At 73.2% G+C, this 23,657-nt stretch carries 18 protein-coding genes and 1 pseudogene; 10 read left to right on the top strand and 9 right to left on the bottom strand.

Translation table 11 applies throughout. The features are described 5' to 3' along the window. Nucleotides 1-129 precede the first annotated feature (129 nt). Nucleotides 130-798, bottom strand: coding sequence for an FMN reductase (locus P2424_RS07910; protein ID WP_276475066.1), 669 nt, complete (start codon nt 796-798; stop codon nt 130-132). Further along, nucleotides 795-1,925 (bottom strand): LLM class flavin-dependent oxidoreductase, encoded by a 1,131-nt coding sequence (locus P2424_RS07905; protein ID WP_276478873.1) that lies wholly within the window; start codon nt 1,923-1,925, stop codon nt 795-797. The genes P2424_RS07910 and P2424_RS07905 overlap by 4 nt, the downstream gene beginning before the upstream one ends. Before the next feature lie 355 nt (nt 1,926-2,280). On the opposite strand from P2424_RS07905, the gene P2424_RS07900 reads away from it, so the two are divergent. Both P2424_RS07900 and P2424_RS07895 read left to right on the top strand, forming a co-directional pair. Next, on the top strand, nt 2,281-3,642 hold the full coding sequence (locus tag P2424_RS07900; RefSeq protein ID WP_019358688.1) for a glutamine synthetase family protein: 1,362 nt from the start codon (nt 2,281-2,283) through the stop codon (nt 3,640-3,642). Nucleotides 3,643-3,886: 244 nt separating this feature from the next. After that, a complete protein-coding gene (locus P2424_RS07895) occupies nt 3,887-6,910 on the top strand; it encodes a bifunctional [glutamine synthetase] adenylyltransferase/[glutamine synthetase]-adenylyl-L-tyrosine phosphorylase (RefSeq protein ID WP_276478872.1) in 3,024 nt (1,007 codons plus the stop codon). A gap of 64 nt (nt 6,911-6,974) precedes the next feature. On the opposite strand, the gene P2424_RS07890 is transcribed toward P2424_RS07895, so the two are convergent. The 3 genes and pseudogenes from P2424_RS07890 to P2424_RS30960 form a co-directional block, all read right to left on the bottom strand. Beyond that, the gene (locus tag P2424_RS07890; RefSeq protein ID WP_276475065.1) at nt 6,975-7,877 is read right to left on the bottom strand and encodes a phosphatase PAP2 family protein; all 903 of its coding nucleotides are present in this window, start codon (nt 7,875-7,877) and stop codon (nt 6,975-6,977) included. Nucleotides 7,878-7,913: 36 nt separating this feature from the next. Beyond that, nucleotides 7,914-8,990, bottom strand: coding sequence for a LacI family DNA-binding transcriptional regulator (locus tag P2424_RS07885; RefSeq protein ID WP_276475064.1), 1,077 nt, complete (start codon nt 8,988-8,990; stop codon nt 7,914-7,916). Nucleotides 8,991-9,187: 197 nt separating this feature from the next. After that, nucleotides 9,188-9,354, bottom strand: a pseudogene (locus tag P2424_RS30960) (alpha-glucosidase); the annotation flags it as partial. A 247-nt stretch (nt 9,355-9,601) separates the two neighbouring features. On the opposite strand from P2424_RS30960, the gene P2424_RS07875 reads away from it, so the two are divergent. The 5 genes from P2424_RS07875 to P2424_RS07855 all read left to right on the top strand — a co-directional run bounded on the left by P2424_RS07875 (nt 9,602) and on the right by P2424_RS07855 (nt 15,548). Further along, a complete protein-coding gene (locus P2424_RS07875; RefSeq protein ID WP_276475062.1) occupies nt 9,602-10,870 on the top strand; it encodes an extracellular solute-binding protein in 1,269 nt (422 codons plus the stop codon). 151 nt (nt 10,871-11,021) lie between these two features. Next, nucleotides 11,022-11,948: a sugar ABC transporter permease gene (locus tag P2424_RS07870; protein WP_276475061.1), complete on the top strand. Its 927-nt coding sequence runs from the start codon at nt 11,022-11,024 to the stop codon at nt 11,946-11,948. Nucleotides 11,949-11,953: 5 nt separating this feature from the next. Next, entirely contained in the window at nt 11,954-12,784 is an 831-nt protein-coding gene (locus P2424_RS07865) for a carbohydrate ABC transporter permease (protein ID WP_276475060.1), read from the top strand. A gap of 77 nt (nt 12,785-12,861) precedes the next feature. Next, nucleotides 12,862-14,538, top strand: coding sequence for a glycoside hydrolase family 13 protein (locus tag P2424_RS07860; protein WP_276475059.1), 1,677 nt, complete (start codon nt 12,862-12,864; stop codon nt 14,536-14,538). After that, nucleotides 14,535-15,548, top strand: coding sequence for a LacI family DNA-binding transcriptional regulator (locus tag P2424_RS07855; RefSeq protein ID WP_276475058.1), 1,014 nt, complete (start codon nt 14,535-14,537; stop codon nt 15,546-15,548). Before P2424_RS07860 ends, P2424_RS07855 begins: the two co-directional genes overlap by 4 nt. A gap of 83 nt (nt 15,549-15,631) precedes the next feature. On the opposite strand, the gene P2424_RS07850 is transcribed toward P2424_RS07855, so the two are convergent. Beyond that, entirely contained in the window at nt 15,632-16,324 is a 693-nt protein-coding gene (locus tag P2424_RS07850) for a response regulator transcription factor (RefSeq protein WP_276475057.1), read from the bottom strand. 153 nt (nt 16,325-16,477) lie between these two features. Here P2424_RS07850 and P2424_RS07845 point away from each other — a divergent pair, with 153 nt between their 5' ends. Both P2424_RS07845 and P2424_RS07840 read left to right on the top strand, forming a co-directional pair. After that, nucleotides 16,478-17,440 (top strand): ABC transporter ATP-binding protein, encoded by a 963-nt coding sequence (locus tag P2424_RS07845; RefSeq protein ID WP_276475056.1) that lies wholly within the window; start codon nt 16,478-16,480, stop codon nt 17,438-17,440. Continuing rightward, nucleotides 17,437-18,207: an ABC transporter permease gene (locus P2424_RS07840; protein WP_276475055.1), complete on the top strand. Its 771-nt coding sequence runs from the start codon at nt 17,437-17,439 to the stop codon at nt 18,205-18,207. The genes P2424_RS07845 and P2424_RS07840 overlap by 4 nt, the downstream gene beginning before the upstream one ends. 182 nt (nt 18,208-18,389) lie before the next feature. Here P2424_RS07840 and P2424_RS07835 read toward each other — a convergent pair whose 3' ends face one another. Beyond that, nucleotides 18,390-19,457 (bottom strand): saccharopine dehydrogenase NADP-binding domain-containing protein, encoded by a 1,068-nt coding sequence (locus P2424_RS07835; protein WP_276475054.1) that lies wholly within the window; start codon nt 19,455-19,457, stop codon nt 18,390-18,392. A 102-nt stretch (nt 19,458-19,559) separates the two neighbouring features. On the opposite strand from P2424_RS07835, the gene P2424_RS07830 reads away from it, so the two are divergent. After that, complete coding sequence (locus P2424_RS07830) at nt 19,560-20,528, top strand: helix-turn-helix domain-containing protein (RefSeq protein WP_276475053.1); 969 nt, start codon at nt 19,560-19,562, stop codon at nt 20,526-20,528. 57 nt (nt 20,529-20,585) lie between these two features. On the opposite strand, the gene P2424_RS07825 is transcribed toward P2424_RS07830, so the two are convergent. Beyond that, nucleotides 20,586-22,517 (bottom strand): hypothetical protein, encoded by a 1,932-nt coding sequence (locus tag P2424_RS07825; protein WP_276475052.1) that lies wholly within the window; start codon nt 22,515-22,517, stop codon nt 20,586-20,588. A gap of 35 nt (nt 22,518-22,552) precedes the next feature. Next, nucleotides 22,553-23,632, bottom strand: a complete 1,080-nt coding sequence (locus tag P2424_RS07820) for a histidine kinase (RefSeq protein ID WP_276478871.1) — start codon at nt 23,630-23,632, stop codon at nt 22,553-22,555. Between the last annotated feature and the right edge of the window lie 25 nt (nt 23,633-23,657).

Raw genomic sequence — 23,657 nt, 5'->3', positions numbered from 1 at the left:
ACCGGGAGGTCGGGCCCGCCGGCCCGCCGCCCCCCCCGGGCGATGAGGCGGCCTCCCCGGCCCGCGCCGGGAGCGACGGAATCACGGGGGCCGCTCCGAGGGGCAGGGGCCTCTCCACCTCGTCCCGGCTCAGTCCTCGACCCGCAGCGCGGCCAACTGCTGCTCGAACGGCACCACGTCCGGCTCTTCCGGGCGTGCGTCCCGGGTGGCGGCGCGGGGCGCGATCAGGCCCGCCAGTTCGCCGCCCGCGCGGGCGATACGGCGGGGGAGCGAGGGGGTGACGCCGTCGTCGGGGGCGGCCCAGTCGTCGGTCGCCGCGTACACGGCCGTCGGTACGGCCACCGCCCGCAGGTAGCTGAACAGCGGCCGCATGGCGTGCTCCAGGACCAGCGAGTGGCGCGGGGTGCCGCCGGTGGCGCCCAGCAGTACCGGCTTGCCCGCGAGAGCGTCCTTCTCCAGGACGTCGAAGAACGACTTGAACAGCCCGCTGTAGGACGCGGAGAAGACGGGGGTGACGGCGATCAGCCCGTCCGCCTCCGTCACCTTCCCGATCGCCTCGCGCAGCGACCCGCCGGCGAAGCCGGTGGTGAAGTTGTGCGCGATCTCCGTCGCCACGTCCCGCAGTTCGACCGTCGTGACCTCGACGTCCACATCGGTGTCCACGTCGGCGTCGGTGCGCAGCGCGACCCGCGTCGCCTCGGCCAGCCGGTCGGCCAGCAGCCGGGTGGCGGAGGGCTCGCTCAGCCCGGCGGAGACGACGGCCAGCCGGACCGCCCGGGTGCTGTCGGTGGACGTCATACGGAGGCTCCCTTCTCGTTCTGCTGTTCTGCTGCCTGCTCGGCGGCCTGCGCGGAGCGCTCCGCGGCGACCCGTGCCGCGTGCGTGGGCGCGTCCGCCGTGCCCGCCGGGCGCCGGGCGGCCATCTCCTTCCGCAGCACCGGCACGACCTCCTCGCCGAGCATGTCCAACTGCTCCAGCACGGTCTTCAGGGGCAGGCCCGCGTGGTCCATCAGGAAGAGCTGGCGCTGGTAGTCGCCGAAGGACTCGCGGAAGGTCAGCGTCTTCTCGATCACCTCCTGCGGGCTGCCGACGGTCAGCGGCGTCTGGTCGGTGAACTCCTCCAGGCTGGGGCCGTGCCCGTAGACGGGCGCGTTGTCGAAGTAGGGGCGGAACTCGCGCACCGCGTCCTGGGAGCTGCGCCGCATGAACACCTGGCCGCCCAGGCCGACCAGGGCCTGCTCCCGGGTGCCGTGGCCGTAGTGCTCGAAGCGGTCGCGGTAGAGGTTGATGAGGCGCTTGAAGTGCTCGTTGGGCCAGAAGATGTTGTTGGCGAAGAAGCCGTCGCCGTAGTAGGCGGCCTGCTCGGCGATCTCCGGGCTGCGGATGGAGCCGTGCCACACGAACGGCGGTACGCCGTCCAGCGGGCGCGGGGTGGAGGTGAAGCCCTGCAGCGGGGTGCGGAAGCGGCCCTGCCAGTCGACCACGTCCTCGGTCCACAGTTTGCGCAGCAGCGCGTAGTTCTCGATCGCCAGCGGGATGCCCTGCCGGATGTCCTGGCCGAACCAGGGGTAGACGGGGCCGGTGTTGCCGCGGCCCATCATCACGTCCGCGCGGCCCTCGGCGATGTGCTGGAGCATCGCGAAGTCCTCGGCGATCTTCACCGGGTCGTTGGTGGTGATCAGCGTGGTGGAGGTGGAGAGGATCAGCCGCTCGGTGCGGGCCGCCAGGTAGCCGAGCATGGTCGTCGGCGAGGAGGGCACGAACGGCGGGTTGTGGTGCTCGCCCGTGGCGAAGACGTCGAGCCCGACCTCCTCGGCCTTGAGGGCGATGGCCAGCATCGCCTTGATCCGCTCGTGCTCGGTCGGCGTCCGCCCGGTGGTGGGGTCGGGCGTCACGTCGCCGACGGTGAAGATCCCGAACTGGATGGGGGTGGCCGTCATGGTGCTCGCCGTCCTCCGTGTGGCTGTGGGCTGCTGCTGAGCTTGGGGTGCGGGATGAACTGGTTGACCATTGAACTATCTCTGCCCGTCTCAATGCACACGGGTGCCCGGAAATTCCCGCCGGCCGATCCCGGTGACCGGTCCCGTCGGCCGGTGTGCCGGGTGCCCCGGTGGCCGGTCGCGCTGCGTGCCCGGGCGGGTGCGCGGTGCTCGTCGGTACCCGCTGTGAAACGATCGGATCGGGGCGCGCAACCCCGTGGAAACCCCGTGGTGGAATGCTGAGACGGCCCCGTGCGCCGGGGGATCTGAGCGAACCTCTCCGACCTGCAAGGATAGGCTCATGGACAAGCAGCAGGAATTCGTCCTCCGCACCCTGGAGGAGCGCGACATCCGGTTCGTCCGACTCTGGTTCACCGACGTCCTCGGCTTCCTGAAATCGGTCGCGGTGGCCCCCGCTGAACTCGAACAGGCATTCGATGAGGGGATCGGCTTCGACGGCTCGGCCATCGAGGGATTCGCCCGCGTCTACGAGTCCGACATGATCGCCAAGCCCGACCCCGGCACCTTCCAGATACTGCCGTGGCGGGCCGAGGCTCCCGGTACCGCGCGGATGTTCTGCGACATTCTCATGCCGGACGGCTCCCCCTCCTACGCCGACCCGCGCTACGTGCTCAAGCGCGCGCTGGCCAAGGCGTCGGACCTCGGGTTCACCTTCTACACCCACCCGGAGATCGAGTTCTACCTGCTCAAGAACAAGCCGGTGGACGGCACCCGCCCCGTTCCCGCCGACTCCTCCGGGTACTTCGACCACACCCCGCAGAACGTCGGCATGGACTTCCGCCGCCAGGCCATCACCATGCTGGAGTCGATGGGCATCTCCGTCGAGTTCTCCCACCACGAGGGCGCCCCCGGCCAGCAGGAGATCGACCTGCGCTACGCCGACGCGCTCTCCACCGCCGACAACATCATGACGTTCCGCCTCGTCATGAAGCAGGTCGCCCTCGAACAGGGCGTCCAGGCCACGTTCATGCCCAAGCCGTTCTCGGAGTACCCCGGCTCCGGCATGCACACCCACCTGTCGCTGTTCGAAGGCGACCGGAACGCGTTCTACGAGTCCGGCGCCGAGTACCAGCTCTCCAAGGTGGGCCGCTCCTTCATCGCCGGGCTGCTCACGCACGCGGGTGAGATCTCCGTCGTCACCAACCAGTGGGTCAACTCCTACAAGCGCATCTGGGGCGGAGCCAACCGCACCGCGGGCGAGGGCGGCGAGTCCCCCTCCTACATCTGCTGGGGCCACAACAACCGCTCCGCGCTGGTCCGCGTCCCGATGTACAAGCCCGGCAAGACCGGTTCGACGCGAATCGAGATGCGCTCCCTCGACTCGGGCGCCAACCCCTACCTCGCCTACGCCGTACTGCTCGCCGCCGGCCTGAAGGGCATCGAGGAGGGGTACGAGCTCCCCGCGGGCGCCGACGACGACGTGTGGGCGCTCTCGGACGCGGAACGGCGCGCCATGGGCATCGAACCGCTGCCGCAGAACCTCGGCGAGGCGATCAGCCTGATGGAGCGCAGCGAACTGGTCGCGCAGACGCTCGGTGAGCATGTTTTCGACTTCTTCCTGCGGAACAAGAAGCAGGAGTGGGAGGAGTACCGTAGCGAGGTCACCGCCTTCGAGCTGCGCAAATCCCTTCCCGTGCTGTGAGGCGACCGGCCCGCGGGACCGGTCGCGGCGCCGGGCCCGGAGTGCTCCGAACGCCGCGGACAGCGCTCGGCGCGGCCGCGGGGAGGGCGGTTCGCGCGGCGACCGGAGGGGCGGCTCGCGCCGCGGCCGGGAGGACGTCCCGCGCGGGAGCGCCCGCTGCGCCCTCCGCGGGAGCGCGCAGCGGGGGCGGGTACCCCCGGCCGAGGGCCGGGGAGGGGCTGGGAGAGGACGGCAGGGAGTGAGCGTGACACCAGAGGGGCGCCGGGGAAGCCGGTACGGACGGCTGCTGCGGCACGGCTTCACGGACCCGGAGTCCGCCACCCGGCTGCTCGAAGCCCCCACCCTGGCCACGGTCCGCGACGACGCGCTCTTCCTGGACGCGCTCGGCGCCACCGCCGACCCGGACCTCGCGCTCGTCGGCCTCGTCCGCCTCATCGAGGCGCTGGAGGCCGTCGACAAGGACGCGCAGCCCCTTCTGGACACCCTGCTGACCGCCAAGCCGCTGCGCGACCGGCTGCTCGGCGTGCTCGGCTCCTCCGACGCGCTGGGCGACCACCTCGCCGCCCACCCGCACGACTGGAAGGCGCTGGTCACCTACGAGTCGGCCGACCTCAACCCGGGCATCGCCGAGTTCGAGACGGCGCTGGGGGACGTCGAGGGGCCCGACGAGCTGCGGGTCGGCTACCGCCGGGCCCTGCTGTCGATCGCCGCGCGCGACGTGTGCGGCACCAGCGACCTCGCACAGACCGCGGCCGAGCTCGCCGACCTGGCCACCGCCACCCTGCGCCGGGCGCTCGCGCTCGCCGAGGCGGCGGCGCCCGAGGACGCGGCCGCCTGCCGGCTGGCGGTCGTGGCCATGGGCAAGGCGGGCGGGCACGAACTCAACTACGTCTCCGACGTCGACGTCATCTTCGTCGCCGAACCGCCCGGCGGCGCCACCGGGGGGCGGGGCGCGGACGCCGCCCAGGACGGCGAGCGGGCGCTCAAGGCCGCCACCCGGCTGGCCGCCCACATGATGCGGATCTGCTCGGACACCACCGGCGAGGGAACCATCTGGCCGGTCGACGCCAACCTGCGTCCCGAGGGCCGCAACGGCCCCCTCGTCCGCACCCTCAGCAGCCATCTGGCCTACTACCAGCGCTGGGCCAAGACCTGGGAGTTCCAGGCGCTGCTCAAGGCCCGGCCGATGGCGGGCGACGCGCAGCTCGGCTACGAGTACGTGGACGCCGTCACCCCGATGGTCTGGCAGGCTGCCGAACGGGACAACTTCGTCACCGACGTCCAGCAGATGCGCCGCCGGGTGGTCGCCAGCATCCCCGCGGCCCAGCTCGACCGGGAGCTGAAGCTGGGGCCCGGCGGACTGCGGGACGTGGAGTTCGCCGTCCAGCTCCTGCAACTGGTGCACGGCCGCAGCGACACCTCGCTGCGCAGCCCCACCACGCTGGAGGCGCTCGACGCGCTGGCCGCGGGCGGCTACGTGGGCCGCCAGGACGCCGCCGCACTGGACGCGGCCTACCGGTTCCTGCGCACCATGGAGCACCGCATCCAGCTCCACCAACTGCGCCGCACCCACCTGATGCCCGAGTCGGAGGCCGACCAGCGGCGCCTCGGCCGCTCGCTGGGCTACCGCAGCGAGCCGGTCACCGAACTCCACAAGGCCTGGCGGCGGCACGCCGCCGCGGTCCGCCGGCTCCACGAGAAGCTGTTCTACCGGCCGCTGCTGGACGCCGTGGCGCAGCTGGAGGCCGGACACGAACGCCTCTCGCCGCAGGCGGCCCGACAGCGGCTGGAAGCCCTCGGCTACGCCGACCCGGCCGCCGCGCTGCGCCATCTGGAGGCGCTGGCCTCCGGCGTCACCCGCAAGGCCGCCATCCAGCGCACCCTGCTCCCGGTGCTGCTGGGCTGGTTCGCCGACTCCTCCGACCCGGACGCCGGGCTCCTCGGCTTCCGCAAGGTCTCCGACGCGCTGGGCAAGTCGCCCTGGTACCTGCGGCTGCTGCGCGACGAGGGGGCCGCCGCCGAGAACCTCGCTCGCGTCCTGTCCGCCGGCCGGTTCGCGCCCGACCTGCTGCTGCGCGCACCCGAGGCGGTCGCCCTGCTCGGCGACGAGCACGGGCTGCGCCCCCGGTCGCGGGTCGCGCTCACCCAGGAGACGCTGGCCGCCGTCGGCCGCGCGGAGGGCGCCGAGGCGGCCGTCGCAGCGGCGCGCGGGGTGCGGCGCCGGGAGCTGTTCCGCACCGCCGCCGGAGACCTGATCGGCGCGTACGGCACCGAGGACGTCGCCCAGCAGGAGCCCGCCGAGGCCCTGGACCGGGTGGGCGACGCGCTCACCGACCTCAACGCCGCCACCCTCGCCGGAGCCCTGCGGGCTGCCGTCCGCCAGCAGTGGGGCGACGAGCTGCCCACCCGGTTCGCCGTCATCGGTGTCGGCCGGTTCGGCGGCCACGAGATGGGCTACGGCTCGGATGCGGACGTCCTGTTCGTGCACGAGCCCCGGGACGGGGTCAGCGAGCACGAGGCGGGCAAGGCGGCCTTCGCCGTCGCCACCGAGATGCGGCGGCTGTTGCAGCTCCCCACGTCCGACCCGCCGCTGCTGATAGACGCCGATCTGCGCCCCGAGGGCAAGTCCGGGGCGCTGGCGCGGTCGCTGAGCTCCTACGCGGCCTACTACGACCGCTGGTCCGTGGTGTGGGAGAGCCAGGCGCTGCTGCGGGCCGAGTTCGTCGCGGGCGACGCGGGCCTGGGGGAGCGGTTCATCGAACTGATCGACCCGCTGCGCTATCCGCGGGGCGGCCCTGGCGAGGACGCCGAGCGGGAGATCCGGCGGCTCAAGGCCCGGATGGAGGGCGAGCGGCTGCCGCGCGGCGCGGACCCGACGACCCACGCCAAGCTGGGCCGCGGCGGACTGACCGACGTCGAGTGGACGGTGCAGCTGACCCAGTTGCGGCACGCCGCCGAGCTGCCCGCGCTGCGGACCACCCGCACCCGGGTCGCGCTCGCCGCCGCCCGGGAGGCCGGACTGATCGACTCCGACGACGCCGAGGTGCTGGACGAGGCGTGGGTGCTCGCTTCGCGGGTGCGCAACGCGGTGATGCTGGTGCGGGGCCGGCCGGGGGACACCTTCCCCTCAGAGTCCCGGGAACTGGGGGCCGTCGGCCGCTACCTCGGCTACGAGCCGGGGCACGTCGGCGAGATGCTCGACGACTACCGCCGGGTCACCAGGCGGGCCCGCGCTGTCGTCGACCGCCTCTTCTACGACGCGGAGTGAAGGGCCGCCGCACACCGGCCGGGCTCTTCCGCGGGGCGGCCCCCGCCGGGTGGCGGGGGCCCGCTCAGACCGGCGCTGCGGCCAGCCGCGGCAGCCGGTAGGGCAGCCGCCGGTACCAGGCGCAGGCGAGGCCGTAGCCCAGAGCGAGGCACAGCAGCCCCCCGACGGCGTCGAGCCAGAAGTGGTTGGCGGTACTCACGATGACGGTGAGGGTCGCCACCGGGTACAGCACCCCGAGGATCTTCCCCCACAGCGGGCGCGCCAGCATCGCGATGGTGATGCCGCACCAGACGGACCACCCTATGTGCATCGACGGCATGGCCGCGTACTGGTTGGACATCTGCGCCAGGTTCCCCGACGCCATCGACCCCCATGTCTGGTGCACCTGCACGGTGTCGATGAAGTCCCCGCCGGCCATCAGCCGGGGTGGCGCCAGGGGGAAGAGGTAGTAGCCCAGCAGCGCGCTGCCGGTCGTGGCGAAGAGCACCAGCCGGGTGGCCGCGTACCGCCCCGGATGCGCCCGGTAGAGCCACACCAGTACGCCGATCGTCACGATGAAGTGCAGCGTGGCGTAGTAGTAGTTCATCGAGACGATCAGCCAGGTCACCCCGCCGATCGCGTGGTTGATCGACTGCTCGACGGCGATACCGAGCGTGTGCTCGGTCCGCCAGATCCAGTCCGCGTTGTGCAGCGCCTCGGCGCGCTGCTCGGGAACCGCGTTGCGGATCAGCGAATACGTCCAGTAGCTGACCGCGATCAGGACGATCTCGAACCACAGCCGGGGATGCCGCGGCGAGCGCCACCGCGCCAGGAGTCCGCCTCCCCCGGAGCGGACGTCGGCGGCGGCGTCGCGTTCCGCAGGGGCCTGCGCCGCATCGGCTTCGGTGCGCGCAGCGCTCTGCTCCGCCGGGGCTTCGGTGGAGTCCTGCCGGCTGCTGTCTTCGGTCCTCGTGGTCGGTGCCCCCATAGACCGACAGTCTGCCAGACGGGGGGCAGGGGCCGATCATCCTGCGGTCGGGTCTTGGACTCCCGCCGTCGTCCGCTCGGCGGAGGCCGCCGGGCCGCTCCTCCTACGGGACGCGGTGGACCCGCGCACCACCAACTCGGGCAGGAAGACGAACTCGCTGTGCGGCGCCGGGGTGCCGCCGATCTCCTCCAGCAGAGTCCGTACGGCGGCTTGCCCCATCGCGGTGACCGGCTGCCGGATCGTGGTCAGCGGCGGATCGGTGAAGGCGATGAGCGGGGAGTCGTCGAAACCGATGACCGAGACGTCGCCGGGCACGGCCAGACCCCGCTGCCGGGCCGCGCGGATCGCGCCCAGCGCCATCATGTCGCTGGCGCACACCATGGCGGTGCAGTCCCGCTCCAGCAGCGCGGCGGCGGCGGCCTGCCCGCCCTCCAGGGTGTACAGGGAGTGCTGGACGAACTCGGCGGGATCGCGGCCGTCGGTGCCGAAGTGCTCCCGCACGGTCCGGGTGAAGCCCTCGATCTTACGCTGGACGGGCACGAAGCGCTCGGGCCCGAGGGCGAGGCCGATCCGCTCATGGCCGAGCGAGACCAGATGGGTGACGGCCAGCCGCATGGCCGCCCGGTCGTCGGGGGAGACGAACGGCGCCCGCACCCCCTCGGAGAAGCCGTTCACGAGGACGAAAGGGACACCCTGGCCGTGCAGCCGCTCATACCGGCCGGTGTCGGCCGTGGTGTCGGCGTGCAGGCCGGAGACGAAGATGATCCCGGCGACGCCCCGGTCCACCAGCATCTCCGTCAGCTCGTCCTCGGTGGAGCCCCCGGGGGTCTGGGTGGCGAGCACCGGGGTGTAGCCCTGCCGGGTGAGGCCCTGCGCGATGACCTGCGCGAAGGCCGGGAATATCGGATTCTCCAGCTCGGGCGTGATCAGCCCCACCAGACCCTCGCTGCGGCGGCGCAGCTTGACGGGGCGCTCGTACCCGAGCACGTCGAGCGCGGCCAGCACGGATTCGCGGGTGGTCGCGGCCACGCCCGGCTTGCCGTTCAGCACCCGGCTGACCGTGGCTTCGCTGACCCCCGCTTGTACTGCGATGTCAGCCAGCCGCGCGGTCACAGGAGTGGACCTTACCGGCCGATCATCACGCTGCCCACCAGGTGCAGGAATTGGCCGGAATGCGCAACTGGTCCGCCGGCCCTCCGGCCTCCATCGCGTCCCGGGACTCCTCCGGCGCGGAGCAGAGCAGCAGCTCGCCCGGGGCCCCCGCGTGCGCACCGCCTCGTCCCGGGTGTTGAGCAGGCAGACCAGACCCGTCGCTGCCGGACGCCGGGCAGATCACCATGCCGTCGCCGTCGCCGTCGGCGAAGGAACGGACGTAGACCTGGTAGATCACCGCGTCCCGCCACCAGCCCGGGGCGGACCGCGGTCGACGGCCCGCAGGCGCGGGGACGGTGGCGCGGGTGGTGGCGTGCTGGGTCACAAGTCTTCCCCGTCGGGCTCGGGACCGGTACGGATCGCGAAGTGCGGCAAGCCAGTGTCAAGGGTGACAACGCGGACAGGAGTGCGGAGTTACGTCCGGCGAGACTGCCGTCCGTCGTCTTGCAGAAATTTGCGGCAAGGTCTTTCTTCGTGATGTCAGCACTGTTACGTTCCTCCGCAGCCGGGCGCCGCCACATACCGGCAGAAGCCCGGGCGCGCGCCTCTTTCACCTTGCGGAGGGATCGGACATGCGGCGTGGCATAGGCGCCACCGCGCTGATAGCGGGGCTGGCACTTGCGGCAACAGCTTGCGGCAGCGACTCGGACGACGCCCGAAGTGGCGCCGACGGGAAGATCGAGGGAACCGTCACCTACTGGGACACCTCGAACGACGGAGAGAAGGCGACCTACAAGAAGATCGCCGAGGACTTCGAGAAGAAACACCCCGAAGTCGACGTCAAGTACGTGCACGTCAACTTCGGCGACGCCAACCAGAAGTTCAAGAACGCCGCCGGCGGCAACTCCGGGGCGCCCGACGTGATGCGCACCGAGGTCGCCTGGGTCGCCGACTTCGCCAACCTCGGCTACCTCGCCCCGTTGGACGGCACCCCCGCACTCGACAACGCCTCCGACTACCTGGAGACGGCCGCCGGCTCCACCCGCTTCGAAGGCAAGACCTACGCCGTACCGCAGGTCACCGACACGCTCGGGCTGTTCTACAACAAGCGGCTGCTGAAGAAGGCCGGTGTCGAGGTGCCCACCTCCTTCGCCGAGCTGAAGAAGAACGCCGCGAAGATCAAGGACAAGACCGGCGCCACCGCGCTCTACCTGCGCGGCGACGACCCCTACTGGTTCCTGCCCTACCTCTACGGCGAGGGCGGCGACCTGATCGACGCCGAGCACAAGAAGGTCACCGTCGACGACAAGCCCGGCGTGCGGGCCCTCGCCACCATGAAGGACCTCGTCGACTCCAAAGCGGCGGTCACCGACTCCAGCGACGGCCAGGAGAACGGCATCAAGGCGTTCCAGGACGGCGACGTCGCCATGATCATCGACGGTCCCTGGGACATCGCCCTCGCCCGCGAGGGCAAGGAATTCAAGGACGAGAACAACCTCGGCGTCGCCCCCGTCCCCGCGGGCAGCAAGGCCCAGGGCTCCCCGCAGGGCGGCTGGAACCTGTCCGTGTACGCCGGAACGAAGAACATGCGCGCCGCGCAGGAGTTCGCCAAGTACATGAGCAGCGCCGAGGTGCAGGCCCGCACCACGGAGGAGCTGTCGCTCCTGCCCACCCGCAAGTCCGTGTACGAGAAGGACGCCGTCAAGAAGAACGAGATGGTGCAGTTCTTCCGCCCAGCCGTCGCCAAGGCCGTCCAGCGGCCCTGGATCGCCGAAGGCAACTCGCTCTTCGAACCGATCCGGGTCGGCGTCGACGGGGTCCTCGCCGGCGGCAAGTCGCCGAAGGCGGCCGCGGAGGGGACCGGCGACAAGTTCCGCAAACTCCTGAAGGACTATCACTGACCCCGGCGCCCCCTCGCGGGGGCGCCGCCTGTCGGGGCTTCGCCCCGACTTCCGCGGCGTGCCCCCACAACGCAACGCACCCCACAACGCAACGCCCCGCGCAGGGGGCCGCACCCCGCGAAGGGGGCGGCCGAGGACATGGGAAGGTCGGATGAGGAAGGTCAGAAGCTGGGCGGCGCGGCACTGGTACGCCTGGACGATGGTGGCCCCGGTGGTCCTGGTGATCGGGCTGATCATCGGGTACCCCCTCGGCCGCGGCGTCTACCTGTCGCTCACCGACGCCGACGAGGCGAACGTCGAGCGCACCATCGGCGTCAACCACATCCCGGCCACCTATGAGTTCACGGGGCTGGACAACTACCGGGCGATCCTCTCGGACAGTGTCTTCTGGGACCGTCTGGGCTGGACGGCGCTGTGGACCACGGGTTGCGTCGGTGTCACGTTCACACTCGGGCTGACGCTGGCGGTCATGCTCAACCGCCGGGTGCGCGGGCGCTCCTTCTACCGGGTCGCGATGATCGTGCCGTGGGGCATTCCGGCGTTCGTCTCGGTGTTCGCCTGGAAGATGCTGTTCAACGAGAAGCACGGGCTGCTCAACAAGGTCCTCTCCGGCGGCGGCATCGACGGCGTTCCGTGGCTGGGCGACCCGGTGTGGGCCAAGGTGTCGGTCATCGCGGTGAACGTGTGGCTGGGCGTACCGTTCATGATCGTCGCGATGCTGGGTGCGCTGCAGGCGATACCCGGCGAGCTGTACGAGGCGGCCGAGATGGACGGCGCCGGTCCCTGGCAGCGGTTCCGCAACATCACGCTGCCGGGGGTGCGCTCGGTCAGCAGCACGGTGGTCCTGCTCAGCACCATCTGGACGTTCAACATGTTCCCGGTGATCTTCCTGCTCACCCGGGGCGGGCCCGAGGACTCGACGGAGATCCTGGTGACCTACGCCTTCCGGCTCTCGTTCGTCAACAGCCCGCGGGACTTCGCCACGTCGGCGGCCTGGGGCGTGCTCATCCTGCTGCTGCTGTCCCTGTTCACGGTCGTCTACCGGCGGGCGCTGCGCCGCCAGGGAGAGGCGTGGTGACAACCATGAGAACGACGAAGAGAACCCCGCTCGCCTCCGCCGGACTGCACGCGGGCCTGCTGCTGGGCACGGTGTGCGCCCTGTTCCCGCCGCTGTGGCTGCTGGTGACCTCCTTCAAGCCGGAGAGCGAGTCGTTCACCACCGCTCTGGTGCGGGACTTCACCTTCACCAACTACCGGCATGTCATCGCCGACACGCACTTCCTCACCTGGTTCGGCAACTCGCTGGTCGTCGTGGTCGGCACCACGGTGGTCGGCGTGCTCATCGCGGCCACCACCGGCTATGCGCTCAGCCGGTTCCGCTTCCCCGGGATGCGGCCGCTGATGTGGGTACTGCTGATCACCCAGATGTTCCCGATGGCCGTGCTGATCGTCCCGCTCTACAACACGATGGCGAAGCTGGGCCTGCTCAACCAGCCGCTGGGGCTGATCATCACCTACCTGACGATCGCCGTGCCGTTCTGTGCGTGGATGATGAAGGGGTTCTTCGACACCATCCCCGTCGACATCGACGAGTCGGGCCGGGTCGACGGACTCAACCCCTTCGGTACGTTCTGGCGGCTGATCCTGCCGCTGGCCAAGCCCGGGATCGCCGTCACCGGCTTCTACACCTTCGTGACCGCGTGGGCGGAGGTCGCCTACGCGACGGCCTTCATGACCGGCGAGGAGAACCTGACCCTGGCGGGCGGCCTGCAGACCTTCGTCAACCGCTACGGCGCCGACTGGGGCGCCATGACGGCGGCGGCCGTCGTCATCGCCGTACCGGCCGCCGTGGTCTTCGGCTTCGCGCAGCGCCATCTGGTCGGCGGCCTGACGGCCGGCGCCACGAAGACCTAGGCCCACGCCCTCGCGGCGAACCCCGATCCGCATCCCGTCGACCACCGCGGCGGGACCACCAACCCCTCAGGGACGACATGACTCAGCACAGCAGCGCACCGCAGGCCGACGGCGCCGTGGGCCCGCGCGTCAGGGCCGCGCGTCCGGACGCCGCCCCCTCGGCGCGGTCCGGCGCGTCCGGCTGGTGGCGGGACGCGGTGATCTACCAGGTGTATCCGCGCTCGTTCGCCGACGGCGACGGGGACGGCATGGGCGATCTGCCCGGTGTCCGGCAGCGGCTGCCGCATCTGGCCGCGCTCGGGGTGGACGCCGTCTGGCTCAGCCCCTTCTACGCCTCACCGCAGGCCGACGCGGGGTACGACGTCGCCGACTACCGTGCCATCGACCCGATGTTCGGCACGCTGCACGACGCGGACGCGCTCATCCGGGACGCGCACGCGCTCGGGCTGCGCGTCATCATCGACATCGTCCCCAACCACTCCTCCGACCGGCACGAGTGGTTCACCCGTGCGCTGGCGGGCGATCCGGCGGCCCGCGAGCGCTACCACTTCCGCGCGGGCCGCGGGGAGCGGGGCGAGCTGCCGCCCAACGACTGGGAGTCGGTGTTCGGCGGCCCCGCCTGGAGCCGGGTGCCGGACGAGCCCGGACTATGGTATTTGCACCTTTTCGCGCCGGAGCAGCCCGACTTCAACTGGGAGCATCCCGCGGTCCGCGACGAATTCCGTTCCGTGCTGCGGTTCTGGCTGGACCTGGGCGTGGACGGCTTCCGGGTCGATGTGGCCCACGGCCTGGTCAAGGCGGCCGGACTGCCCGACATGGGCAGCGGCGAGCAGTTGCGCCTGCTGGGCACCGCCGAGCTGCCGTTCTTCGACCAGGACGGGGTGCACGAGATCTACCGCTCCTGGCGGCAGGTGCTGGACGAGTACCCCGGGGAGCGCATCGGCGTCGCCGAGGCGTGGGCGCCCAGCGCCGAGCGCACCGCGCTGTACGTCCGTGCGGACGAGCTGCACCAGGCGTTCAACTTCCACTATCTGGGCACCGACTGGGACGCGCCGGCCCTCCGCGAGGTCATCGACGCGTCGCTCACCTCGCTCGGCGCCGTCGGGGCGCCCGCGACCTGGGTGCTCTCCAACCACGACGTGGTCCGCCACCGCACCCGGCTCGGCGGTGGTGCGCCCCGCGCCCGCGCCGCCTCGCTGCTGATGCTGGCGCTGCCCGGCTCCGCCTATGTCTACCAGGGCGAGGAGCTGGGCCTCCCGGAGGTGACGGAACTGCCCGACGAGGCCCGCCAGGACCCCTCGTTCTTCCGGGACAACGGGCAGGACGGCCTCCGCGACGGCTGCCGTGTTCCGCTGCCCTGGGCCGAGGAGCGGACCGCGGACGGCGGCACCTCCTTCGGCTTCGGCGGCGGCGGCAGTTGGCTGCCGCAGCCGCCCGAGTGGGGCGCGCTGTCCGTCGCGGCGCAGACCGGCGACCCGGACTCCACCCTGGAGCTGTACCGGACCGCGCTGCGGCTGCGCCGCGAGCGCCCCGAGTTGGGCGACGGCGAACCGCTGGAGTGGCTCACCGCGCCCGAGGGGGTGCTGGCCTTCCGCCGCGGCGCGTTCGTGTGCGCGGCCAACACCGGACCCGGGTCGGCCGCGCTGGACTTCCGCACCGGCGCACTGCTCCTCGCCAGCGGTCCGCTGCCCGCGGCGGAGTCCGGCAGAACCGTACTGCCCGGCGACACGACCGCCTGGTGGGCCGAGCGATGACCACGGCGCTCACCGCGCGGCTGGCCGACATCGCCGTGCAGGCCGAGGTCAGCGAGGCCACTGCCAGCCGGGTGCTGAACGGCAGGCCGGGGGTGGCCGCGGCGACCCGGCAGCGGGTACTGGCCGCCGTCGACGTGCTCGGCTACGAGCGCCCGGCGCGGGCCCGGCAGCGCAGCGCGGGCCTGGTGGGGCTGGTCATCCCGGAGCTGACCAACCCGATCTTCCCCGCGTTCGCCCAGGTCATCGAGCAGTCCCTGTCCGGCTACGGGTTCACGCCGGTGCTGGGGACCCGGATGCTGGGCGGCGCCACCGAGGACGAGTTGGTCGGTCAGCTCGTGGAGCGGGACGTCTCCGGGATCATCTTCCTCTCCGGACTGCACGCCGATCTGACGGCCGATCCTTCCCGCTACGCCCGGCTGGCGGCCCGTGGGGTGCCGTTCGTGCTGATCAACGGGTACAACGAGGAGATCAGCGCGCCGTTCGTCTCCCCGGATGACGAGGCGGCCGCGGCGATGGCCGTCGAGCATCTGCGCCAACTGGGCCACGAGCGCATCGGGCTGGCCGTCGGCCCGGAGCGGTTCGTCCCCACCCGGCGCAAGGTGGCCGGGTTCACCCGCGCCATGGAGCGCTGCGGGGCCGTGCCGTCGATCCGGCACACCCTCTTCACCGTCGAGGGCGGACACGCGGCGGCCGGGGCACTGCTGGACGAGGGCTGTACGGGCATCGTGTGCGGAAGCGACCCGATGGCCCTGGGCGCGGTGCGGGCCGCGCGGCAGCGGGGGCTGGCGGTGCCGCGGGAGGTGTCGGTGATCGGTTACGACGACTCCGAGTTCAACGCCTTCACCGATCCGCCGCTGACCACCGTCCGCCAGCCGGTCCGGGCGATGGCCAACGCCGCCGTGCACGCGCTGCTGGAGCCGATGGGCGGCAGTCCGATGGCGGACACGGAGTTCGTCTTCCAGCCGGAACTGGTGGTCCGGGGCTCGACGGCGCACGCACCCCGCGGCTGACCGGTGCGGCCGGTGGCCGGCGCACTGCGCCCGTCCGACCCCCTGCCCCGGGGGCCGACCCGGCCGCGCCACCGCCCTCGTGGTCAGCCCGCCGCGGTGCCGCCCTCCGCGTCGTCGCCCGTACCGTCCGGCACCAGGCCCGCCTCGTGGGCCAGGACCGCGATCTGGACGCGGTTCTTCAGCTCAAGGCGGGCGAGGACCTGGCTGACATAGGTCTTCACCGTGCCCTCCACCACGTGCAGCCGGTCCGCGATCTCGGCGTTGGACAGTCCCGCGCCGACCAGGCCCAGCACCTCGCGCTCGCGCGGGGTCAGCGCCGCGGTGCGGGCCCGCGCCCCGGCCCGGCGGCCCAGCCGCCCGCCCGCCATCTGCGTGATGACGTGCCGGGCCACGGTGGGGGAGAGGTAGGCGCCGCCGCCGTGCACCGCGCGCACCCCGGCCAGCAGTTCGCCGGGGTCGCCCGACTTGAGCGCGAACCCCGCGGCCCCGGAGCCGAGCGCGGTGGCGATGTACTCCTCCTCGTTGAAGGTGGTCAGCATCATCACCGCGCTCTGCGGGCAGGTGCGGCGCAGTTCGGCCGCGGCCCGCAGACCGTCCAGGTGCGGCATCCGGATGTCGAGCAGGCACACGTGCGGACGGTGCCGCTGGGCCAGCGCGACGGCCTCCCGCCCGTCGCCGGCCTCGGCGACCACCTCGATGTCCCCGGCCGACGCGAGGATCGCCCGGACCCCGGCCCGGATCATCGCCTCGTCGTCCGCCAGCAGTACCCGGATCATGGTGCTTTCCCCGTTCTCGCCCGTGTCCTCACCCGTGGTGACGCTCTCACGCTAACCCCCGTGCGCCGTGTCCGGGGCACCTGACGAAAGTGCAGGGGCGCCGTTGACCCGCGTGCACTGTCCCCGCTCCGGGCGCCGCATAGCGTCCACGGCATGCTCACACTGCGCGGACTCACCAAGAGATACGGCGAGAAGACCGCCGTCGACGACCTGACGCTCGAAGTGGCGCCAGGCAAGGTCACCGGCTTCCTGGGCCCCAACGGCGCCGGCAAGTCCACCACCATGCGCATGATCACCGGACTGGACCGGCCCACCTCCGGCAGCGCCCTCATCCAGGGGCGGCCCTACGCCGGCCTCGACCGCCCGCTGCGCACCGTCGGCGCGCTGCTCGACGCCCGTGCGGCGCACCCCCGCCGCACCGCGCAACGGCACCTGCTGGCGATGGCCCGCAGCAACGGCATCCCCGCACGCCGGGTGCCCGAGGTGCTGGAGGCGGTCGGACTGGCCGACGTGGCGGACAAGCGGGCCGAGTCCTTCTCGCTGGGCATGTCCCAGCGCCTGGGCATCGCCGCCGCCTTGCTCGGCGACCCGGCGGTGCTGCTGCTGGACGAGCCGGTCAACGGGCTGGACCCGGACGGGGTCCGCTGGGTGCGCACGTTCCTGCGCTCCTTGGCCGACGAGGGCCGCACCGTCTTCCTCTCCAGCCACCTGATGAGCGAACTGGAGCTGACCGCCGACCGGGTGGTGGTGATCGGCCGCGGCCGGCTGCTGGCCGACGGGACCGTCGCTGAGGTGGTCGCCGCCGGTACCCGCCGCACCGTGCGGGTGCGGGGGCCCGAGCCCGGCGGGCTGCGACTGCTGGCCGACCGGCTGGCGGAGGCGGGTGCCGAGGTGGAGTGGACCGGTCCGGAGGCACTGGCCGTCGCCGGAGCGTCGGTCGAGCACGTGGGCGACCTCGCCCATCGGGCGCACGTCCGGCTGCACGAACTGCGCGCCGAAGAGGCGTCACTGGAGGAGGCATACATGCGACTGACGTCGGACAGCGTGGAGTACGCGCAGACCGGCGCAGCCGGCCGGGGCCGGGCCGCCGCCCGGGAAGCGGAGGTGGTCCGATGACCGCCGCCGCCACGGCACCGGTTTCCCGTCCGGTCCGGCGCCGTACCGCCCTGCGGTGGGCGGTGGCCGCCGAGTGGACCAAGCTGGTGTCCCTGCGCTCGACCTGGTACCTGCTGCTGGGCGCGCTCACCCTGACCGGGCTGGTCGCCTCCACCACGGGCGTGCTCAGCGACGATCCCGGCGCCTCACCCGGCGATCCGGCCGTGGTGGCCGAGCTCAACGGCACCTGCCTCGTGCTGGCCTCGCTCGCCATGCTCGCGGTGACCGGAGAGCAGGCCACCGGAGGTGCGGCGACGGCCCTGCTGTGCGTACCCGACCGCATCCGGCTGCTGACCGCCAAGGCGCTGACCCTGGGCGCGGCGGTCTTCGCCGCCGGGCTGGCGTGCGCGCTGCTGGGCGCGGTCTGCGGCGCACTGTCCCTGGACCGCAGCACGTTCGACGCCGCGGAGACGACCGGTCAGCTGCTGGCCGTCGCGGTGCACGCCGCCCTGCTGGGCGCGCTCACGCTGGGGCTGGCCGTGGTGGTGCGCCGGTCGGCAGGCACGATCACGGCACTGTTCGGACTGCTGTTCCTGCTCCCGGTGGCGCTGGACCCGGTACCCGGCGCCGAGAACGTGATCGACCTGCTGCCGGGGAGCGCCTCCGAAGCCTGGCTGATGGGCGGCAACGGCACCCTGGAGCGCCCCGGCGGGCTGCTGGCCCTGCTGGTGTGGGCGCTGGGTGCGCTGCTGCTGGCCGCGGTGGTGATCCGTCGCCGGGACGCCTGAGGCCGGCCCGCGGGCTCGGCGGCCCGGCGCGAGGGTGGCCGGCCGGTCGACCGCCCCCCGCCCCGCCTTCGGCTCCGTGTCCTCCGTGGTGCGCATGCCGAGGAGGAGATCATGCGTGGCCGCCCGCGACGGAGGTGCGACGGTTCACCTCGCGAACCGCCGCACCGTCCGCCGCCCGGCCGCTACGCCTTGGTTCCCGCCCCCGCCCCCGCCCCCGACGGCTGGGGCAGGTCCGGGGCGAGGTGCGCGGAGAGGGAGCGCAGGAAGTCCGGCGCGTCGAAGAGCGCCCCGGCGGAGGCGACTCCGGTCCGCCGGACCTCCCCGGCGAGGATCCGGCGGACGGCCTCCACCGCCAGCGGGGCGCTGACAGCGTAGATGTCCCGCCCGCGCGCGACGGCGCGCCGCTCCGTGTCCCCGTGCCGGACCACGACGTCCACGAGGAAGGTCTGCGCGGACCGGCCCCGTGCGTCCACCGCGGTCGGCGGCGGGGTGTCCGCCGCCGCCATGTCACCCGCCGCCTCGGTGCTCATGTAGGTGCAGACCTCGGGGACGGCCAGGTGGCTGGGAACGGTGACCACGTCGGCCATGGTGAACTCCCCGAGTACGGTCCGGGTCCCCAGCGGCTCGGGGAAGTGCCAGGTACGCCGCGGCAGGGGGTCCTCGCGGTACTCCAGCCGTCCGCCGCTGTAGCGCAGCCGGCGGCCGTCCCTGCGCTCCCGGGAGACCACACCCGCCGCGCGGGTCCCGGCCGTGGGGTGCCAGCCGCTCAGCCCGTAGGCGATGTGCGCCTCGTCGGCCGCGCCCAGCTCGCCCAGCGCCGCGGTGACCAGCAGGTCGCCGAGGCCGCCGAAGAAGGCCATGGCCGGGAGCACCACGGTGCCCGCGGCGGCGGCGCGCTCCGCGAAGTGCGCGAAGGTGTCGAGGTTGGCCTCGATCTCGGCGGCCACGTCCACGTACGGGATTCCGGCGCGCAGTGCCGCCTCGATCACCGGGGCGGCGGTCGAGGCGAACGGCCCGGCACAGTTGATCACGGCGTCCGCCCCGGCCAGGGCGCGGTCCAGCGCGGCCGGGTCGTCCACCGCGGCGGGCCGGATCTGCCACTCCGGGGCCGAGGGTGCGTGCGCCCGCAGCTTCTCCGCGTCGCGTCCGGACAGGACCGGCACGAATCCCCGGGCCGCCAACTCCGCCACCATGAACTTCCCGGTGTGCCCGTAGGCCCCGAACACCGCCACTGCCTGACCCGGTCCCATCGGATTCTCCTGTCGTCCTCGCTGTGCAACCGGAGTCATCCTGTGCGGTCCGGAGGCACAAGAGTGAGTGTCTGGAACGACATGCCCCGTACAATTCCGGACATGGGTACTGTCGGGCTGGCCGTCACCGACGGCATGCTGCATTTCGAACTGTCCGTGGCCTACGAGGTGTTCGGCACCGACCTGCCCGCCGCTGCCGGCTCCTGGTACCGCCTCGGCGTCCACGGCCGGGGCCCCGTGCGGTTCGGCGGATTCCGGCTGGAGCCCGACCGCGGCCTCGACCGGCTCCCGGAGGCCGACACCGTCATCGTCCCCGGCTGGGCCGACGTCGACGTGGAGCCGCCCGCCGACCTGGTGGACGCGGTGCGCGCCGCCCACGAGGCGGGCGCGCGGGTCGCCTCCCTGTGCACGGGCGCGTTCGTGCTGGCCGCCGCCGGACTGCTGGACGGCCGCCGGGCGACGACGCACTGGGCGCACACCGGGGCGCTGGCCGCCCGCCACCCCCGGGTCGAGGTGGACCCGGACGTGCTCTACGTGGACAACGGCACCGTGCTCACCTCCGCCGGCAAGGCCGCCGCCATGGACCTGTGCCTGCACCTGGTCCGGCTCGACCACGGTTCGGCGCTCGCCAACACGGTCGCCCGCCGCCTGGTCGTGCCCCCGCACCGGGCCGGAGGCCAGGCCCAGTTCGTCACCGCGCCGGTGCCCGAACAGGACACGCACCCGCTCTCCGAGCTGCTGCCCTGGGTGACCGAACGGCTCGACCAGCCGCTGACCGTGGAGGATCTGGCCCGCCGCGCCAACCTGAGCACCCGCCAGCTGGGCCGCCACTTCCGCACGGCGACCGGCACCACCCCGTTGCAGTGGCTGCTGACGCAGCGGATCCGGCGCGCCCAGGAACTGCTGGAGACCTCCGCCGACAGCATCGACGCCGTCGCGGCGGCCACCGGCATGGGCACGGCCACCACGCTGCGCCGCCACTTCAACCGCGCCGTCGGCGTCCCGCCGGACACCTACCGCCGCACTTTCCGCAGCACCCGGTCCGGTACCCGGGGGCCCGGTGCCTGGTGATCCGTTGCTCGGTGACGTGGTACCGGGCCGGAGGCCCCGGATGCGGCAGGTCTCGGGTCAGTCCGGCGGGTCGACGGGGGCGGGTGGGGCCGCCGGGGCGGTGCCGTTCCCGCGCGTCGCCGCGAGCCGGACCGACGCCTCCCGCCCGGCGCGCACCGCCAGCGTGTTGCCCACCGCCTCCGCCGGGCCGCCCGGCAGGCCCTCGCCGCGCGCCCGCAGCCGGCTGACGCCCTCGTCCCCGGCGGCCAGCACATACCAGCGGCCCTCCGTCGACCGCCACAGCAGCCCCGTCAGTACCGCCCGCGCGTGCGGCCCGCACACCCGGCTGTCCTCCAGCCGGGAGGTCACCGCCCCGGGGCGGCCCGGAGCACCCGCCGGCGGCTGGAACTGCGTCATCACCCGGGCCCCGGTCCCCCGCCAGGTCGCGGCCCTGGTGCACACCCACGCCGCCTCGCCGTCCCCGTCCGGCAGCCGCTGCCGCGCGAACTGCCAGGAGTTGACCGCCCTGACCCCCCTGTCCAGCACCGCCGGGAAGTGGCACGCCGTACGCGCCAGCCGCCTGCGGGCCCCTGCGTCGGTCGCGGGCGTCCGCTCGGCGCCGTCGGTCAGCCGCGCCGGGGCCAACTCGCCCAGGTCCGTGTAGAGCTGCAGGCGCCGCGCCGCCCCCGGGCTTCCCCGCAGCGCCAGCCCCGGCCAGCTCTCGCAGTGCCGCGGCAGGGTGACCGGGAGCGGTAGCGGCCCGGTCACCCCGTCCGCGCCGCGGGAGAGCGTCCGGCCGGTCCCGTCCGCCGGGTCCAGGAGGTCCACCCGGGCCGCGCGGGTGATCCACGGTGCCGTCAGAAACCGCACCTCGCCCCCGCGCCGGGTCACGACCAGGGCCCCGGACTCCGCCGTCCGCGCTCCCGCGGTGCGGGCCAGCTGTAGTGAGACCCCGTCCTCGGCGGCGGCCGAGCCGGCGTCCGGGTCCAGCGGCTCGGTGTACCTCGCGACCCGCAACCCGTCGTACAGCAGCACCACGGCGGTCCCCGCCAGCCGCCCCGCGTACAGCAGCTGCGGCGGTCCGGGCGGTGGGCCTTTCGGGGTGCCGGGAGCGGCTTCGACCCGGACGTCGGCCCGTGGCCGCGCCCAGGTGACCAGCGCCCGGCGCAGCAACGATTCGTCGCGGGTGAGCGCACCGCGCGCAGGCCACGCCCCGAAGTCCGTCCGGGAGGACCGCCGCCAGGCACCCTCCCGGGCGCGCACCAGCGCACCGGGGTCGAGGGCGTGCTCCGCGTCGGAGCCGCGCACCAGCGGTGGCCGGGCTGCGGCGTCCGGCCCCCAGCTGTCGCCCGGCACCCCGAGCAGCCCGCAGCACACCAGCGCCGCCAGCACCGCGGCCCCGGCTCTCCGCCGCTGCCGGCGCCGCCGCACCGTGTCGAGGGCGTGCCGGATCCCGCCCCCGCCCCCGCACAGGGGGCACGGCTGGCCGCGGGGTCCGGAGGCGGGCGCGGGTGCTCCGGGGCCACCGGGTGTGTCCGGCGCCTGCGGCGCTTCCTGGGCCGGGGGCAGGTCCGTTGCCGGGGCCGCCGTCCCGGCCCGGGCCAGCGCCGCGTCCGGGTCCCGGACATGGGCGGCGCGCAGCAGTCGCCGGATGTCCGGGTCGGCCATCCGCTCCAGGTGCCGCAGTGCGTACGCGGCACGGGCCGGGGCCCCGCCGCGGGGGAGGGAGCGCGGCAGCCTCGGGCCCCGCGGCCGGTCCAGCGCCGCGCGGAGCACCCGCAGCCGCAGCCACACGTAGACGGGGTCCTCGTCCGCCGCCCGCGGGTGGGGGAGCGCCGCCGTGGACGTGCACCGCCGGGGCAGCGCCCCGCAGGTCACCGCATGCGCTGCGGGAGCGCGGCGGGGGCCGTCCTCCAGCACGCAGTACGCGAGCCGGACCAGCCTCCCGTAGTGCTGCACGAGGGCGAGTTCGGCCTGCTCGACGTCCAGCGTCGCGGTCCGCTCACTCACACCCACTGAACGAGGTGTCCGGGCCGGGGGTCACCTCACTCGGCCGCGTGGCCGGCCGGGACCTCCAGGGTGATCATCGTGGGTCCGCCGGGCGGGCTGCTCAGCGCCAGCACCCCGTCGAACTGGGCGAGCCGGCGCTGGACGCCCTGCAGGCCCGAGCCGGAGCCGAGCGCGGCGCCGCCCCGCCCGTCGTCGGTCACCGTCACCCGGATCGCGGAGCCGTCCGGCCGCTCGACGTACAGCACGTCCAGCCACACCTTCGCGGCCCGGGCGTGCTTGGCGGTGTTGGTGAGCAGCTCGCTGACGGCGAAGTAGACCGCCGACTCCAGGGGTTCCTCGAACCGGCCCGGGAGCTCGATGTCCTCCTCGACGGGCACCGGCATCCGCAGCGCCAGCGCCCGCAGCGCGTCGGGCAGCCCCCGCTCGGCGAGCACCGGGGGGTGGATGCCCCGCACCAGGTCGCGCAGTTCGGTCAGCGCCTCGGCGGAGTTCTCCCGCGCCTGCGCGATCATCTGCTTGGCGCGGGCCGGGTCCTGCTCGACGAGCGCCTCGATGGTGCCCAGGCTCATGCCCATGGCGACCAGCCGGGCCTGCGCGCCGTCGTGCAGGTCCCGCTCGATACGGCGCAGTTCGGCCGCCGAGGTGTCCACCGCGTCGTGCCGCGTCTCGTACAGTTCCGTCACCCGCCGGGACAGCAGCATCTCCCGGGTGGGTTCCAGCATCCCCTTGGTGAGCTGGAGGTTGAGCGGCAGCAGCGGCGGCAGCAGCGCGGTGACGAATCCGGCCGTCAGGTCGGCGGACAGCCACGCCATGTCGCGCCAGGTGGCCGGGTCCTTGAGCAGCAGGATGCACCGCTCGACCTGTCCGACGACACCGCTGCGCAGGTCCCGCGGCCAGGGCCGGTACGGCTCCGGCACCTCCAGCCCGGCCCACGCGTGCACCAGCCGCCGCCGCTGGTTGGCGTACCAGCGAACGGCCTGCTGGGTGGGCGGCGTGGTCACGACGCCCACCCCGATCGGCAGCAGCACGATCGAGACGAGGGAGAGGGTGAACAGCAGGATGGACAGCGGGAGGGTGACGACCGCGAGCGCGGGCCCCCTCACGAGTGCCAGCATCAGCTCGTGCGACTGCACCGCGGCC

The organism is Streptomyces sp. WMMB303, from assembly GCF_029351045.1.
Classification (GTDB): Bacteria; Actinomycetota; Actinomycetes; order Streptomycetales; family Streptomycetaceae; genus Streptomyces.
This window is presented reverse-complemented; position numbering and strand designations above follow the sequence as displayed.

Excerpts from the sequence above, each read along its gene's own strand:
- P2424_RS07910 (WP_276475066.1), bottom strand. The coding sequence starts at position 798 with ATGACGTCCACCGACAGCACCCGGGCGGTCCGGCTGGCCGTCGTCTCC.
- P2424_RS07900 (WP_019358688.1), top strand. The coding sequence starts at position 2,281 with ATGGACAAGCAGCAGGAATTCGTCCTCCGCACCCTGGAGGAGCGCGAC.
- P2424_RS07890 (WP_276475065.1), bottom strand. The coding sequence starts at position 7,877 with ATGGGGGCACCGACCACGAGGACCGAAGACAGCAGCCGGCAGGACTCC.
- P2424_RS07875 (WP_276475062.1), top strand. The coding sequence starts at position 9,602 with ATGCGGCGTGGCATAGGCGCCACCGCGCTGATAGCGGGGCTGGCACTT.
- P2424_RS07870 (WP_276475061.1), top strand. The coding sequence starts at position 11,022 with ATGAGGAAGGTCAGAAGCTGGGCGGCGCGGCACTGGTACGCCTGGACG.
- P2424_RS07865 (WP_276475060.1), top strand. The coding sequence starts at position 11,954 with ATGAGAACGACGAAGAGAACCCCGCTCGCCTCCGCCGGACTGCACGCG.
- P2424_RS07860 (WP_276475059.1), top strand. The coding sequence starts at position 12,862 with ATGACTCAGCACAGCAGCGCACCGCAGGCCGACGGCGCCGTGGGCCCG.
- P2424_RS07855 (WP_276475058.1), top strand. The coding sequence starts at position 14,535 with ATGACCACGGCGCTCACCGCGCGGCTGGCCGACATCGCCGTGCAGGCC.
- P2424_RS07850 (WP_276475057.1), bottom strand. The coding sequence starts at position 16,324 with ATGATCCGGGTACTGCTGGCGGACGACGAGGCGATGATCCGGGCCGGG.
- P2424_RS07845 (WP_276475056.1), top strand. The coding sequence starts at position 16,478 with ATGCTCACACTGCGCGGACTCACCAAGAGATACGGCGAGAAGACCGCC.
- P2424_RS07840 (WP_276475055.1), top strand. The coding sequence starts at position 17,437 with ATGACCGCCGCCGCCACGGCACCGGTTTCCCGTCCGGTCCGGCGCCGT.
- P2424_RS07835 (WP_276475054.1), bottom strand. The coding sequence starts at position 19,457 with ATGGGACCGGGTCAGGCAGTGGCGGTGTTCGGGGCCTACGGGCACACC.
- P2424_RS07830 (WP_276475053.1), top strand. The coding sequence starts at position 19,560 with ATGGGTACTGTCGGGCTGGCCGTCACCGACGGCATGCTGCATTTCGAA.
- P2424_RS07820 (WP_276478871.1), bottom strand. The coding sequence starts at position 23,632 with ATGCTGGCACTCGTGAGGGGGCCCGCGCTCGCGGTCGTCACCCTCCCG.